This is a genomic window from Streptomyces sp. NPDC059788 (assembly GCF_042732265.1).
Lineage (GTDB): Bacteria > Actinomycetota > Actinomycetes > Streptomycetales > Streptomycetaceae > Streptomyces.
Genome location: NZ_JBHWHY010000022.1, coordinates 13,820 through 29,544, shown reverse-complemented (window position 1 = coordinate 29,544; position 15,725 = coordinate 13,820). Strand labels below are relative to the sequence as shown.

The following is a 15,725-nucleotide window of genomic DNA, read 5'->3' as shown; positions in this document are numbered from 1 at the left end:
CGGACGGCCGGTCAGAGTTGGAAGGTGATCCGCTCGGTGTCGAGGCCGCGGACGACCACGTGCCTGCGATAGCTCAGTGAGTCCTCGTGCACGTGGAAGCCGCGCAGCCGGCGGGCCAGCTCACCGAACACGATCTCCGCCTCCAGCCGGGCCAGACTGCTGCCGAGGCAGAAGTGCGCGCCGGCGCCGAAGGCGAGGTTCATCACGGCCGGTTTGCGGTCCGCGATGAACCGATCCGCCCTCGGGTGCACCCGCTCGTCCCGGTTGCCGGACGCGAGGACCAGGGTGACCACCGAGCCCTCGGGGATGTCGAGGCCGTTGATCCGGTCGGACCGCAGCGCGACCCGGCCGGTCAGCATGATCGGGCAGTCGTGGCGCAGCGCCTCGCCGACCACGTCGCCGACGATCGCCGGATTCTGCCGGAGCAGCTGGAACTGCTCCGGGTGGCGCGACATCGCGAGCAGGCCGTTGGTGATCAGGTTCGTGGTGGACTCGTGGGCCGCGGTGAACACCGTCACCACGACGTTCGTCACCTCACGCCGGCTCAGCCCGCGCCCGTCCTCCTGCGTGGCGAGCAGGCTGGAGATGAGATCCTCGCCGGGGTTGCGGCGGCGCTTGTGGATGAGGTTCGCGAAGTAGCCGTGCAGTTCGGTGGTGGTGCGGATGATGCGGACGAGTTCCTCGCGGTCGAACATCGCGGCGGAGTGGAAGCTGGCCACCAGCGTGGGCAGCTCCGTGGACAGCGCCATGTCGCTGGACCACTCCCGCAGCATCGGGATGTCCTCGCGCGGGATGCCCAGGAGAGTCGCGATGACCCGCAGCGAGAGCACCGAGGCCAGATCCTGCACGCCGTCGAACTCGCCGTCGGCCAGGCAGTCGCGGAGCAGTTCGTCCACGATCTCGCGAATCCACGGCTCGAAGCGCGCGGTGATCCGTGGCGTGAATGCCTTGCCGACCAGGTTCCGCTGCCGCCCGTGGTCGGGATCGTCCATGAAGAAGATCGAGTTGAGCACCGGCTCGTCGCCGCGGTCGCCGAAGAGTTCCCGCATCCCCGGCGCGTTGAACGTGTCACTGCCCATGGTCGTGTGGCTCTTGAGCACCGCCATGCAGTTGGCGTGGTCGCTCAGCAGCAGGGAACCGTCCGACGTCCACATCGGACCTTGCTCCCGCCACCGCTCGAACAGCGGGTAGGGGTTCGCGAGCACCTCCCGGTCGAGCAGGGCGTGCAGCGGGTTGTCGGGCACGGTGGCCGGTGGGCGGCTCGGCACTGACATGGGCTAACTCCTCTCCGTGGCACGGCCGGCAGTGCGACCGGTGTCCGATGTCGCGTCGTCGAGCACTCCGTCGATCAGCGTGAACATCTCGTCGTCCGTGGCGCCGCTCAGGTCGGGCACCGCGGCCCGCTCGTCGGCGGTGCCGTCTTCCTGGCTGCGCAGCAGTCGCCGCAGTGTCGTGGTGATCTCCTCGGGGACGGGTACGGACGCAGGCCGCCGGAGCAGGGCCGCCTCCAGCTCCCTCAGGCGGTCCAGCACGGCCCGCTCCGCCGGGTCGCCCTCGTCGACACCGAGCGCGTCGCCGAGGTACCGGGCCAGCGCGGCGGCGGTGGGATGGTCGTAGACCGCGGAGGCCGCCAGCGGCACTGCGGTGTCCGCGCCGAGGAGGTTGCGCAGCCGGACCCCGGCCAGCGAGTCCAGGCCCAGTTCCTTGAACGGCCGGTGCGCGTCCAGGTCTCCGGCCGGCCGGCCCGAAACGGCGGCGACCCGGGCGGTGACCAGCTCCAGCAGTACCGACGACCGCCGCTCCGGCGCGGTGGCCGCCAGCTGTTCCCGCAACGCGCTCGCGGGTTCGGGCCCGGTGTCCGCGCCCACACCCGGCAGTCCGGAGCACAGCCGCCCCGGCCGTGCGGCGGCGAACCGCGGCCAGTCCACGGCACCGACCGCGTACTGCGCCGCACCGCCGGACAGTGCCCGCTCCAGCGCGTCCAGCGCCCGGTCGGCGGGCATCGGCGTGGCGCCGCTGTCCGACCGCGATCCGACGGGCCAGGACGTGGTCATCCCGGTGTCCAGCCAGGGGCCCCAGGCCAGGCTTGTCGCGGGCAGTCCGCAGGCCTGTCGATGGGCTGCCAGCGCTTCCACGACGGCGTTGGCCGCGGCGTAGTTGCCCTGCCCCGGCGAGCCCGCGGTGCCGGCCAGCGAGGAGCACAGCACGAAGAAGCGCAGCGGAAGGCCGGCGGTCAGCTCGTGCAGGAACCGCGCGCCGTCCGCCTTCGCCGCGAACACGCGCGTCAGCCGGTCCTCGGACAGCGCCTCCAGCACCCCGTCGTCGAGCACCCCGGCGGCGTGCACCACACCGGTGAGCGACCGCCCGGCGAGCAGCCCGGCCAGCGCCTCGCGGTCCGCCACGTCGCAGGCGGCGATGTCGACCTCGGTACCCAGCGCGGTGAGTTCGGCGCGCAGTTCCGTCGCGCCAGGGGTGTCCACACCCCGGCGGCCGACCAGCAGCAGGCGGTCCGCGCCCCGGGCCGCCAGCCGGCGGGCGACGTGCGCGCCGATGCCGCCCAGCCCCCCGGTGATCAGTACGGTGCCGACGGGCTCCGTCGTGGCGGGTTCGGTGCGGGGCACCGGGACCAGTCGCCTGGCGTACAGCAGCCCGTCCCGGATCGCGATCTCGTCTCTGGCAGCCAGCGCGGCGGGCAGCGCGGCCAAGTCCTCCACGGCCGGCCGCAGGGGCAGGTCCACCAGGCCGCCGTGCAGCCGGGGCGCTTCCATGCCCGCGACCCGGGCCAGCCCGCACACGGCGGCCTGCTCCGGATTCGGCACGGTGTCCGCCTTGTCGGCCCGCACGGCGCCGCTGGTGATCGACCACAGGGGCGTGTCCGCGCCTCTGGACAGCAGCGCCCGCAGCAGCGCCAGGGTGGCGGCCAGACCGGTCGGCACCCGCGCCGTGTCCGAGCCCTCGGCCATCGCCAGGAGGGACACGATGCCGCCGCCCGGCAGTTCGGGCAGCAGCCGGTCCCAGTGCTCGCCGTCCACGGCGTCGCCGCGTACGGTACGGGTTCCTTCGCCCAGTACGCCCGCCACGTCCTCGGTGAGCCGGTCCCAGTCCGCGCCCGGCGGGGCCACCACCAGCCACGGACCCGGTGCGTCGGCGACCGGGCCGGGGACGGGCAGCGGCGGCCACTCGACACCGTGCAGCAGAGGGTCGGCGGTGGCCCCGTCGTCGTCGGGCAGCCAGAACCGCTGCCGGGTGAACGCGTAGCCGGGCAGTGGCACCGCCCGCCCGCCGGCGCACCAGGCCGCCCAGTCCACGTCGACCCCTCGGGTGTACGCGGTCGCCAACGCCGTCAGCAGGCCGTGCACCTCGTCGGCGTCCTGCCGTAGCACGGGCAGGAAACCGTCCCCGCCCAGCGCCTCCTGGCCGAGCGCGCTGAGCGTAGCGCCCGGTCCCAGCTCCAGGTAGGTGCTGGTGCCCGCCGCGTCCAGAGCGCGCAGGCAGTCGTGGAAGCGCACCGGTTCCCGCGCATGGCGGACCCAGTACTCCGGGTCACGGAGCTCTTCGGTGACCCGCGCGCCGGTCACCGAGGACACGACCGGGATCTCCGGTGCCCGGAAGTCCAGTCCGGCCAGCACCTCCCGGAAGGGGCCCAACACCGGGTCCATGTGGTGGGAGTGGAACGCGTGCCGCACAGCCAGGCGATGCGCGTGGGCCACCCGCTGCGAGATCTCCCGCACCGCGTCCGCGTCCCCGGCGAGCACCACCGAGGCGGGCCCGTTCACCGCGGCCAGCGCCACCCGGTCCTCGCGGCCGCGCAGCAGTTCCGGCACGTCGGCTTCCGGTACCTGGACCGCCACCATCGCGCCCTCGCCGCCGAGTTCGCGCATCAGCCGTCCGCGCGCGGCCACCAGTGCGCAGGCGTCGGCCAGCGAGAAGACGCCCGCGGCGTGCGCCGCGGCGATCTCGCCGACCGAGTGCCCGGCCACCGCGTCCGGCCGCACCCCCATCGTGGTGAGCAGCCGGAACACCGCCACCTGGACCGCGAACACCGCGGCCTGCGCATGGTCGGTGCGTTCACCGGGTCCGTCCCGGAGGATCTCGGCGAGCGGCCGGTCCAGCAGCGGGTCCAGCTCGGCGGCGATCTCCTGGAGGGCCGCCGCGAACGCCGGTACCCGGTCGCGGAGCGATGTGGCCAGGTCCGCGTACTGCACGCCCTGGCCGGGGAACAGGAACGCGGTCGCGCCGTCGGCCGCCACTCCGGTGCTGCCGGTCCCGGCTCGCAGCGCGGCGGTCAGTTCGCCGGTGTCCGTGCCGAGCACGACGGTGCGGGCACGCAGCCGGGCCCGCGTGGTGGCCAGCGAGTACGCCACGTCCAGCGCGGACGGCGAGCCGTTCCCTTCCTCGCCGGCCAGTCGGCGGAGCAGGGCCTCGGCCTGCGCGGGCAGCGCCTCCGGGGTGGCCGCGGAGAGCACCCACGGGATCAGCGGCGGGGCCGGGGCGGTCGCCGGCTCCGGTTCGGGCCGGGGCTCGGGTTCCTCCAGGATCACGTGCGCGTTGGTGCCGCTGAGGCTGAACGAGGACACCGCCGCCCGGCGCGGACGGTCCTCGCGCGGCCAGTCCGTCGGCTCGTCCAGCAACCGCACCGCGCCGTCGTCCCAGTTCACGTGCGGGCTCGGGGCATTCAAGTGCAGGGTCGCGGGCAACCGGCCGTGCCGCATGGCCAGCACCATCTTGAGCACACCCGCCAAGCCCGCCGCGGCCTGGGTGTGTCCGAGGTTGGACTTCGCGGACCCCACCAGCACGGGCCGCTCCCGGTCCTGCCCGTAGGTGGCCAGCAGCGCGGTGGCCTCGATCGGGTCGCCGAGCGGCGTGCCGGTGCCGTGCGCCTCCACCGCGTCCACCTCGCCGGGCGCCAGGCCCGCGACGGTCAGCGCGTCCCGGATCACCCGCTGCTGGGCCGCTCCGTTCGGCGCGGTCAGCCCGTTGGACGCGCCGTCGGAGTTGAGTGCCGAGCCGCGCAGTACGGCGAGCACCCGGTGGCCCCGTTCGCGCGCGGTGGAAAGCCGCTCCAGCACCAGCAGACCGGCGCCCTCGCTCCACGCGGTGCCCTCAGCGGCCGCGTCGAACGGTCTGCACCGGCCGTCCGGGGCGAGCACCCCCACCTGGGAGAACTCCACGAACAGCGTCGGCGTGGTGAGCACCGTGACGCCGCCCGCCAGCGCGACCGTGCACTCACCGGCCCGCAGCGCCTGCGCGGCCTGGTGCATCGCCACCAGCGCGGAGGAACACGCCGTGTCCACCGTGATCGCCGGGCCGTGGAAGCCGAACGTGTAGGCCAGCCGCCCCGACGCGACGCTGCCCGCGTTGCCGATCGAAACGTCGCCGGTGAGGTCCTCGGGCGTCCGGTGCGCGCGGCGCGCATAGTCGTTGCCCATCAGCCCGAGGTAGACACCGGTACGGGTGCCCCGCAGCGCGGTCGGGTCGATCCCGGCGTCTTCCAGCGCGTGCCAGGCCAGTTCCAGCAGGATGCGCTGCTGCGGGTCCATCGAGACCGCCTCGGCCGGGGCGACGCCGAAGAAGCCGTTGTCGAACTCGGCGATCCCGTCCAGGAAGCCGCCGTGCCGCACGTAGCTGCGCCCGCCGCGGCCCGGCTCCGGGTGGTAGACCTCGTCCAGGTTCCAGCCGCGATCCGCCGGGAACTCGGTGATCGCGTCCCGCCCGGCGGCCAGCAGCGCCCACAGCTCGTCCATGGTGGACACCCCGCCGGGGAAGCGGCAGCTCGCGCCGACCAGCACCACCGGGTCGTCCATGTCGTGCGGGCCGGGCCCGGCGACCGGTGTCCGGCCGCCTGGTAGCGCGTCGGGGAGCTGCCCGGACAGGTATCCGGCCAGGGCCGTGGGGGTGGGGTGGTCGAACACCGCGGTCGCGGAAAGCCGTACCCCGGTCGCGGCGGTGAGCCGGTTGCGCAGCTCCACCCCGGACAGCGAGTCGAAGCCGATGTCGCGGAACGCCCGCGCCGGGTCCACCCGGCGCTCCACGCCGAGCACGGAGCCCACCGTGGCCAGCACGAGATCGAGAACCGACCGCTCGCCACCGGAGACGAGCACGGGCGCCGCGGCCACGGGGACCGGCCGGGCCGCGCTCCGCCGGACGCCGAGCAGCCCGGCCCACACCGGAGCCCGCTCCGGGCCTGCCGCCCGCACGTTGGCCAGGTCGAAACGGGCGGGCACGGTGCACGCCAGGTCGGTGCCCAGCGCCGCGTCGAACAGCGCGAGACCGTGTTCGCGGGACATCGGCACGAGCCCGGTTCGCCACAGCCGGGCCCGGTCGGTGTCGCCCAGCCGCCCGGTCATGCCGGTGTCCTGCGCCCAGAGTCCCCACGCCATCGACGAAGCGGGCAGTCCCCGCGAGCGGCGGTGCTGCGCCAGCCCGTCCAGCCACGCGTTGGCGGCCGCATAGTTCGCCTGCCCCGGCGTGCCGAGGACACCGGCCACGGAGGAGAACAGCACGAACGCGGCCAGGTCGAGGTGTTCGGTCAGTTCGTGCAGGTTGCGCGCACCCTCGACTTTCGGTCGCAGCACCGCGTGCAGCCGTTCGGCGGTGAGGGAGCGCACCGTGCCGTCGTCCAGCACCCCGGCGGCGTGGATCACCGCGGTCAGCGGGTGCTGCGCGGGGATCGCCGCCAGCAGCTCGGCGAGGGCGGCCCGGTCGGCGACGTCGCACGCCACGACCGTGATCTCGGCGGTGCCGGTCAGGTCCTGGAGACCGGATTCCAGTTCCGTCGCGCCGCCCCGCCGCCCCGCCAGCACCAGGTGCCGCACCCCGTGCCCGGTGACCAGGTGCCGGGCCAGCTCCCGGCCGAGTACGCCGGTCCCGCCGGTGATCAACACCGTGCCTCCGGCGAGGGCGGGCCGGTCCCCCGTTCGCGTCACCCGGGCCAGCCGCGGCGCGAACGCCTGCCCGCCCCGGACGGCGATCTCCGGCTCGCCGGTGCCCAACGCCAACTCCAGGGCAAAGCCGTCGTCCTCGGGGTCGCCGGGGCGGTCCAGGTCGACCAGCACGAACCGGCCGGGATGTTCGGTGCGTGCCGTGCGGACCAAGCCCCAGACCGCCGCGGCGTCGGGGTCCTGGTCGTCCTCCGGGGCGATCGCGACCGCACCACGGGTCCGCACGATCAGGGGCCCGCCCGTCGCGTTCTCGTCGTCGGTGCCCAAGAACTCGTGGACCCGCGCCAGTGCCTCTTCGGGCCCGGCCACGTCCACGACCGGCGCGTCCACGATCGCCGGGGCGGGCCGCCGCGCGACCGGCACCCAGTCCAGCCGGTGCAGTGCCCGGTCCACGCCCGCCGCCCCCGACCGCACGGGCCCCACGGGCCGGAGCGCGAGCGCGCTGATCGTGGCCACCGCTTCCCCCGCCGCGTCGGCGAGCGCCACGGCGAACGAGTCGTTGCCCTGCGGAGTCAGCCGCACCCGCAATGCTGTGGCCCCTACCGCGTGGAGTGCGACCCCGCTCCAGGAGAACGGCAATCTCACCGGCTCGTCCTCCGCATCCAGCAGCAGCGGGTGCAATGCGGCGTCGAGCAGGGCCGGGTGCAGGCCGAACCGCCCGGGATCGACCGGCAGTTCGACCTCGGCCCAGCGCTCCGCACCGCGCCGCCAGGCCCGCCGCAACCCCTGGAAGGCCGGCCCGTACTCGTAGCCTCGCTCGTCGAGCTGTGCGTACGCGCCGTCGAGGTCGATCTCCTCGGAACCGGCCGGCGGCCACTCCGTCAGGATCGCGCCGCCGGGCCCCGCGGCCCGGAGCGTCCCGGTCGCGTACCGGGTCCACGGCGCGTCCGGCGCGGACCGGCCGTACATCGCCAGCGTGCCCGGATCCGTCTCGCCGACCGCGATCTGCAACTCGGTCTCGCCCCGCTCGGGCAGCACCAGCGGGCTCTCCAGCACCAGTTCGTCCAGCATCGGCAGCCCTGCCCGCTCCCCCGCGTGCAGCGCCAGTTCGACGAACGCGGCCCCGGGCAGCAGCACGGTGCCGCGCACCTCGTGCTCGGCCAGCCAGGGGTGCCGGGTGAGAGAGAGCCGACAGGTGGCGACCAGGCCACCGCCGGCGAGCTGGACCACCGAATCCAGCATCGGATGCCCGGCGGCGGGCCCGGTGGCGGCGGTGGGCAGCATCCAGTACCGCTCCTGACGGAACGGGTAGGTCGGCAGCCGCACACTCCGGGCACCGTCGAACAGCCCGTTCCAGTGCACGTCCACACCGTGCACGGCCGCCTCGGCCACCGCCGTCAGGAAGCGGTCGGTACCACCGTCGTCGCGTTTCAGGGTCTCCAGCACCACGCCGTCCCCGTCGTGGTCCTCCTGGTGGTCACCGAGGATCTGCCGCACGCCGCCGGCGAGCACCGGATGCGGGCTCGACTCCAGGAACGTGGTGTGCCCGGCGGCGACCAGCCCGCGCACCGTCGCCTCGAACTCGACCGTGGCGCGCAGATTGCGGTACCAGTAGTCGGCGTCCAGCCCGGTGGTGTCCAGCGGACCGCCGGTCACGGTGGAGTGGAAGGGAACCTCGGCCGCCATCGGAGTCACCGGCGCCAGCAGTTCGCGCAGCTCCGCACGCAGCAGTTCGACCTGTGCCGAATGCGAGGCGTAGTCCACGGGCAACAGGCGCGCCCGTACGTCCTCGGCGACCAGTGCGGCGGCGAACTCTTCGACCGCCTGGACGGCGCCCGAAACCACCGTCGCGCTGGGCCCGTTGACCGCGGCCACCGACAGATCCTCGCCCCAGCGGGCCATCGACTCCTCGACCGCCGCTCTCGGCAGCCCCACCGACAGCATCCGGCCCGTACCGGAGAGCGCCCGCAAGGCCCGGCTGCGCAGCGTGACGATCCGCGCCCCGTCGTCCAGGGACAGCGCGCCGGCCACGGTCGCGGCCGCGATCTCGCCCTGGGAGTGGCCCACCACCGCGGCCGGCCGCACCCCGTGTGCCCGCCAGAGTCCGGCCAGCGACACCATGACCGCCCACAGGGCCGGCTGCACCACGTCCACCCGGAGCAGCGCGTCCGCGTCGGTGAGCACGTCGCCCAAGGTCCAGTCCACGTACGGCGCCATCGCGTCCTGACAGGCCGTCATGTGTCCGGCGAAGACCGGGCTGGACTCCAGCAGTTCCGTGGCCATCCCGGTCCACTGCGTGCCCTGGCCGGGGAACAACAGCACCGGACCGGTGTCCCGGCAGGGTGACCCGACGACCGTGCCCGGTGCCGAACCGCCCTCGGCGAGCGCGTCCAGTCCGTGCACCAACGAGTCGCGGTCCCGGCCGACGACGGCGGCCCGGTGCTCGAACCCGGCCCGGCCGGTCGCCAGCGTGAATCCGGCGTCCAGCAGGCCGACCCGGTCCGGGCGGAGCCGCTCGGCCAGCCGGCCGGCCTGCTCCCGCAGCGCCTCCGCCGACCGTGCGGACAGCAGCAGCGGCACCGCGACCGGCGTCCGCGGTGCCGCGGCGGGCGCGGGTTGCGGGGCCTGTTCCAGGATCACATGGGCATTGGTGCCGCTGATGCCGAACGAGGACACCCCGGCCCGGCGCGGGAGTCCGGTCTCCGGCCACGGCGTGTCCGTTGCGAGCGGGGTGACCCTGCCGGACTCCCAGTCCACGTGCGGGCTGGGCTCGGTCAGATGCAGGATGCGCGGCAGCACGCCGTCGCGCATGGCGTGCACCATCTTCAGGATGCCCGCCGCCCCGGCAGCGGCCTGCGTGTGCCCGATGTTCGACTTGACCGACCCCACCAGCAGCGGGCGCGCCCGCTGCGGGCCGTGCACCGCCAGCAGCGCCCGTGCCTCGATCGGGTCGCCGAGCCTGGTGCCCGTGCCGTGCGCCTCCACCGCGTCGACGTCCGCCTCGGACAGTCCGGCGTCGGCCAGCGCCGCCCGCAGCACCCGTTCCTGAGCCGGCCCGCTGGGCGCGGAGAGCCCGTTGGAGGCCCCGTCCGAGTTGACCGCGGTGCCGCGCACCAGCGCGTGTACGGTGTGCCCATGGCGCAGGGCGTCGGAGAGCCGTTCCAGCACCAGCATTCCGACGCCCTCGGACCAGGCCGTACCGTCCGCGGTCACGGAGAACGGCTTGCACCGGCCGTCCGGGGCGAGACCCCGCAGCCGCGAGAACTCCACGAACATCTCCGGGGTCGCCATCACCGTCACCCCGCCGGACAGGGCCAGGTCGCACTCGCCGCTGCGCAGCGACCGCACCGCGAGATGAGTGGTCACAAGCGACGAGGAGCAGCCGGTGTCCACCGTGACCGCGGGGCCGGTGAGACCGAGCACATAGGCCACTCGGCCGGACACCACGCTGGCGGTGTTCCCGGTGATCAGGTACCCCTCCAGCCCGTCCGGGACGGTGTGCACCCGGGGCGCGTAGTCGTGCATCATCGAGCCGGCGAACACGGCCGTGCGGCTGCCCCGCAGCGAGGTGGGGTCGATGGCCGCGTTCTCCAGGGCCTCCCACGCCGTCGTGAGCAGGAGGCGCTGCTGCGGATCGGTGGTCAACGCCTCGCGGGCGGAGAGCCCGAAGAACTCGGCGTCGAAATGGCCGGCGTCGTAGAGGAAGCCGCCGTGCCGGACGTAGGAGGTACCGGGCCGGTCCGGGTCGGGATCGTAGAGGGCCGCCAGATCCCAGCCCCGGTCGTCGGGTAACTCGCCGATCGCGTCGATCCCGTCCCTGGCCACCTGCCAGAGCTCTTCCGGGGCGGCTATTCCGCCCGGATAGCGGCACGCCATTCCCACGATCGCAATCGGTTCGCCCGGCATCCGGTGCCCTCCAGAGCAGTTTGGACGTTGTCGACTACCGTGGACGCAAAGTCATTCACCGAACCCGCGACCATCCAACCAAACGCCGATAAATCGAGTTGCATGGCCATGATGAGCGCCCGGGCTCATGCCACACAACATCTCCGGCCGGCGAAAGTCTGGGGCTTTCACCAGGAACTTCGGCCCGTTGTCGAGAATTACCACCACTACCGCGACGCATAGCAGATCCCGGAGAATTCCGCTACCCATCAAAAGCGAGACACGATTACCGGGCAGCAGGACGACTCGCCTTCACCCTGAACTCAAATATCAGATCAGGCAACAAACCATGGATACGTATGTGCCTCCGTCACCAGGTAACCGGGAGTGCCGATACCGAGAACCCGGAGCCGTTGACGAAGCGCAGTTCGTCGCATGGCGTGGCCAGGCGGAGAGTGGGGATGCGCCGGAACAGAGTGTCGAGGACGATGCGCAGCTCCAGCCGGGCCAGATTCTTGCCGAGGCACTGGTGCGGCCCCGAGCCGAACGCCAGGTGCCTGCGGTTGTCCCTGGTGACATCGAACCTGTCCGGGTCGGCGAAGACCGCGGGGTCCCGGTTGGCGGCGGCGGACAGGGCGGCGACGCCCTCACCCGTCCGTACCAGAGTGCCGCCGATCTCGACGTCCGCCGTGGCGCGGCGTATCAGGGACAGCTCGGCAACGGAGAAGAACCTCAGCAATTCATCCACCGCCCCCGGGGTCAGGTCCGGGTCGGCGGTGATGAGGGCGAGCTGCTCGGGGTGTTCGAGGAGAGCCAGGATACCGAGTGCGGTCATCGTGGCGGTGGTCTCCAGGCCCGCGACGACCAGGAGTATGCACAGTTCGACCATGGACCAGCGGCTCTCGCCACCGCTGAAGAGCTGGTGGCCCGCCAGCCTGCCCAGCAGGTCCTCGGGCCGCTCGGTCATCTTGGTGGCGCACAGCGCGTCGAAATACGCGGTCAGGGAGCGGAAGGACTCGGCGCGATCCGCGTCAGTGGAGTCATGGGCTATCAGCACCGTGGTGTGGGTGGTGAACTCCTGCCGGTAACCGGTCGGAATGCCGAGCAGCTCACACAGCACCAGACCGGACATCGGCACGGCCAGCGCGGACACCAGGTCGGCGGGCCCGGCGCCGGCCAGCACATCGTCGAGCAGACCGTCGACGATGCACTGGACCTTGGGGCGCAGTTCTCGCAGGCGGCGGATGGTGAACTCGCCGGCGACCGCACGACGGGCGGGCCCGTGCTCGGGTGGGTCCATCTCGATCAGCGAGGGTCTGAAGCCGGGGAACACGGTCTCGCCGACGCGCATCCACGGGAAGTCCGGGTGCGAGCGGTCGGAACTGAACCGGGCGTCGCCGAGCACGGCGCGGACGTCTTCATGGCGTGCGGCAACGAACACGGTGCGTCCGCTCGGGCCCGTCAGCCTGGGCAGGCCGGGGTGCTCGCGCAGACCGGCGTAGTCCGGCGGCGGGGAGAACGGGCAGGTCCGCGGCATCGGCCAAGTCTCGGCGCGCAACGGGCTCTGGTCATGCATGGTCACCACCTCGACTCTCTCGGAAATCAAGGACAACCGGACCGTATGGCTGGTGACAGCCGATTTTCCCTAGAATTCCGTTGAGGTCGGAATTCAGCCGTCCGCATCCGGCACGCGACATACGAGACGAAGCTGGACACGGACTTCGCCTCGCTACGCGTCACTTCGCGGCGATGAGCACGGGGCCACGACCAGGGGGCCAGACAACTGTGGTCCGACCAGACAACTGTGGTCCGACCCGCGGTCAGCGTGCGCGCTGGTCGATGAGTGCGGCCAGGCCGTCCAGAATCCGCTGCAGGCCGAACTCCCATGCCTGGTCCTGCCCGTCGGACTGGGCTGCCGAAGCGAGGGCCGCGGCGAGCGCGGGGAACCGCTCGCCGTGCGCCTGCATCAGATCGCCGAGGAGAACGCCGAGTTGGGCCTCGGGGTTGCCTGGGAGGCCGGCCGCCCGGGCCTGCTGGGTGATGCCGCGTACGTGCCCGACCAGCAGGACAGCCACGTCCATCCGCTCGGCACCGCTCAGCCCCGTACCGTCCAGGGCCGAGACGGCGCGCTCCAGCCAGGACAGCTCTCCAGGCCCCATGATCCGCGGCCCGACGGTGGCGTCCAGCACCCAGGAGTGCTGACGAAAGACCGCGAGCAGCTGGTGGGCCCACTCCCCCAACTGCTCACGCCACCCACCGCTTTGCGCTTCCGCCGCCGGGCAGGGGCCGATCGCGGCGTCCACCATGAGGGGGCGCCACGGCTTCCGGCCCACCGTCGTCGAACTGGCCCCGGGCCTGCGCCAGGGCGGCCAGGCGGTCGACTTCCGTGGCAGAACGCACCTTGGTTGCATTCCAACGTCCGCCGCCTAGCCTTCGGGCCGGAGGAGGATTACGTGAGCCACCTCGGTTACTACGCCGCCACCTGGCAGCTGCCCAACGACCTGGGAGTGGAGCGGGGTTCGGTCGGATACAACGTGCCGGGGCGGCTCGCCTCCGTCGGCGCCGGCCACCGGGACCCGGCACGGGCAGGGGCATTCTTCGTCTTCGCCGCGCCTGAGCTGCCGTACGACCGCCACAACCCCGAACAGCAGAAGCGGCTGGTCTCCGATGCGTTCTCCGGCCTCGGCTGGGAGGTGCCCCGTCTGCTCGCCTCGCTGCACCAGGCCCCCGACCTGTACTTCGACTCGATCAGCCGGGCGGACGTGGACACCTGGTCCACCGGGCGGGTGTGCCTCGTCGGTGACGCCGCCTGCGGGGCCACCATCGGCGGCATGGGCACGGGAACCGCGCTGGTCGCCGCATACGTCCTGGCCGGCGAACTCGCGCGAGCCCACGGCGATCACCGGGCGGCCTTCGCCCGCTACGAGAGCAGGCTCCGCACGTACGCCGAGGGCTGCCAGGCAGGCGGTGACCGCACCGGGAAGTTCCTCGCCCCCGCCACCGCCACCGGCATACGTCTCCGTAACGCCCTGCTGTCCCGGCGCCCGTTCCTGAACGGCATGCTCAAGCTGGGCGAGAAAGTCAGCAGCACCGTGGCCCTGCCCGACTACCCGGCCGACCCCAGCCGCGTCAGCCGGTGACCGACGCGGCTACGGCAGAGACCCATCGCCGCCACCACCCGCGAGCTCAAGCGGGTACAGTCCCGGCGAGCCGATCGGAGCCGGGGGACAGCGTGAACAGCTCAATCAGCCAGATCGTGATCGCGGTGCTGGGCATCGGCGGCACACTCGCGGCCGCCGTGATCACGCAGCGCGGCGCCGACCGTGCCAGGGCCCGCGAGCTGGAACACACGAGGCAGCTCCAGCGAGAGGAACGCGAGTACGCCACGCACCAGGCCCGGTTCGAGGCGCGGCGCACGTGTTACGCCACTCTCAGCGCCGGCACGCGCGACTTGGCCAACGTGATGACGAAGGTCCTCCATGCCCTGGAACGAGGCGAGGTGGCCGAGGAGTTGCGGTCGGATCTGGACCGGGCGCGCCGTGAGCACCGTTTGCGTCACGCCGAGGCCCAGATGGTGCTGCCCGACACTGTGGCGGAGGCGGCCAGCACGGCAAACCGTCACCTTGGTGATCTCTACGGCCTGCTGATGCGCCTTGATGGAGGCACTGCACGGCAAGGGGAGAGCCTGGAAGCCGCCTGGGAGAGCATGGGCAAGTTGTGGGATTCCTTGTGGAGATTGCGCCACATCATGCGTGTCGACCTCGGGATCACGGCGCCCGACCAGGAGCCGTAGGGCACCACACGCTTGCCGGTTCGCCGATCAGGACGTCGTCCTGGCCGTGGCTTTGCCGGACAGCCGCAGCCAGGGTGGCGAACCGGTGTCCCTCCCCCGCCCGCGCCGTGGCCCCGGTACACCGAGCCGTATGCCACTCCTCTCCGGGAGCGGCTCCCGCCCCTCCCCCCCCCACCCCCCCCAGTTCAATCCCGATCCACCTCAGTCCTGATGCACCTCGTTGCGGCCGGGGCCGCCGGAGAGCTTGTCCATGCCCGGGCCTCCCCACAGGATGTCGTCGCCGCTGTTGCCCCACAGCGTGTCGTTGCCCGCCTCGCCGTAGAGCTTGTCGTTGCCCTTGCCGCCGTAGAGGACGTCGGCGCCGCCCTTGCCGTGCAGCACGTCGTCGCCGTCGTCGCCGTGCAGGTTGTTGTCCTCGTCGGTACCGGTCAGGGAGTCGTTCCCCGCTTCGCCGTAGCAGTCCTGCCCGCAGTGGGTGAGGGTGTCGTTGCCCGGGCCGCCGTAGGAACCGAAGCCGAACGGGCCACCGCCGCCGTCGAGACGGTCGTCACCGTCGCCGCCGTGGAGCATGGCGCCGGCGGAGGCCGTGAGCACGTCGTTGCCCCTGCCGCCATGGACCCGGGCCCATGCCTGGCTGTCGGGTCCGAGGGTCACGGTGTCGTCCTGGTCGCCGGTGTCGATGGCGTAGGTGTCGGAGTCGTCCGAGTTCTCCGGGATCTTGACGGCGCAGCGTACGGCGGTGTGGTCCCCGGGCGTGGGGTACACGCACTCGTCCGCGTCCGCCGCGTTCGGGGCGATGGCGATCTCGTACCGGTCGTGGAAGGTAAGGACGTAGTACGACTCGAACTCGCCGCGCCGCTCGATCTTCTCGTCCACGGACAGCTTGTTCCGCTGGCCGGGGGCGGCCCTGTACAGCAGTTTCTCGCCGTCCTCATGGACGACGGTGGCGGTGGACGCTGCCCAGGCAGTCGGCGCCGACGTCGCGAGGGCGGCGGCGCCGAGCACGAGAGCGAAGGTGGTGGCAGCAGCAGCGGCGATGGGGCGGCAGGTACGCATACGGAAGTGACCCTTCGGGACGTCAGTGTGCCGTGGTGTTCGTGGTCACCCGGTTGGACCGGGGCGCCGAGAAGGGAGTTGTGCCATGGAGGATGAACAGCGGCGGGCGG

Annotated in this window: 6 protein-coding genes and 1 pseudogene; 2 read left to right on the top strand and 5 right to left on the bottom strand. The window is 72.6% G+C overall.

What is annotated here, in order from left to right:
• Positions 1–11 precede the first annotated feature (11 nt).
• From ACFV57_RS20365 to ACFV57_RS20350, 4 genes and pseudogenes are all read right to left on the bottom strand, one after another.
• Positions 12–1,274: a cytochrome P450 gene (locus ACFV57_RS20365; RefSeq protein WP_385233879.1), complete on the bottom strand. Its 1,263-nt coding sequence runs from the start codon at positions 1,272–1,274 to the stop codon at positions 12–14.
• 3 nt (positions 1,275–1,277) lie between these two features.
• Positions 1,278–10,778 (bottom strand): annotated as a pseudogene (locus ACFV57_RS20360) (SDR family NAD(P)-dependent oxidoreductase); the annotation flags it as partial.
• 358 nt (positions 10,779–11,136) lie between these two features.
• Positions 11,137–12,342, bottom strand: coding sequence for a cytochrome P450 (locus ACFV57_RS20355; protein ID WP_385233876.1), 1,206 nt, complete (start codon positions 12,340–12,342; stop codon positions 11,137–11,139).
• Positions 12,343–12,586: 244 nt separating this feature from the next.
• Entirely contained in the window at positions 12,587–13,072 is a 486-nt protein-coding gene (locus tag ACFV57_RS20350) for a TetR/AcrR family transcriptional regulator C-terminal domain-containing protein (RefSeq protein ID WP_385233873.1), read from the bottom strand.
• Between the two features lie 147 nt (positions 13,073–13,219).
• On the opposite strand from ACFV57_RS20350, the gene ACFV57_RS20345 reads away from it, so the two are divergent.
• Both ACFV57_RS20345 and ACFV57_RS20340 read left to right on the top strand, forming a co-directional pair.
• Complete coding sequence (locus tag ACFV57_RS20345) at positions 13,220–13,906, top strand: hypothetical protein (RefSeq protein ID WP_385233870.1); 687 nt, start codon at positions 13,220–13,222, stop codon at positions 13,904–13,906.
• 92 nt (positions 13,907–13,998) lie between these two features.
• Complete coding sequence (locus ACFV57_RS20340) at positions 13,999–14,559, top strand: hypothetical protein (RefSeq protein ID WP_385233867.1); 561 nt, start codon at positions 13,999–14,001, stop codon at positions 14,557–14,559.
• A gap of 201 nt (positions 14,560–14,760) precedes the next feature.
• Here the strand turns inward: ACFV57_RS20340 and ACFV57_RS20335 are convergent, their stop codons facing one another.
• Complete coding sequence (locus ACFV57_RS20335) at positions 14,761–15,615, bottom strand: calcium-binding protein (RefSeq protein WP_385233865.1); 855 nt, start codon at positions 15,613–15,615, stop codon at positions 14,761–14,763.
• Between the last annotated feature and the right edge of the window lie 110 nt (positions 15,616–15,725).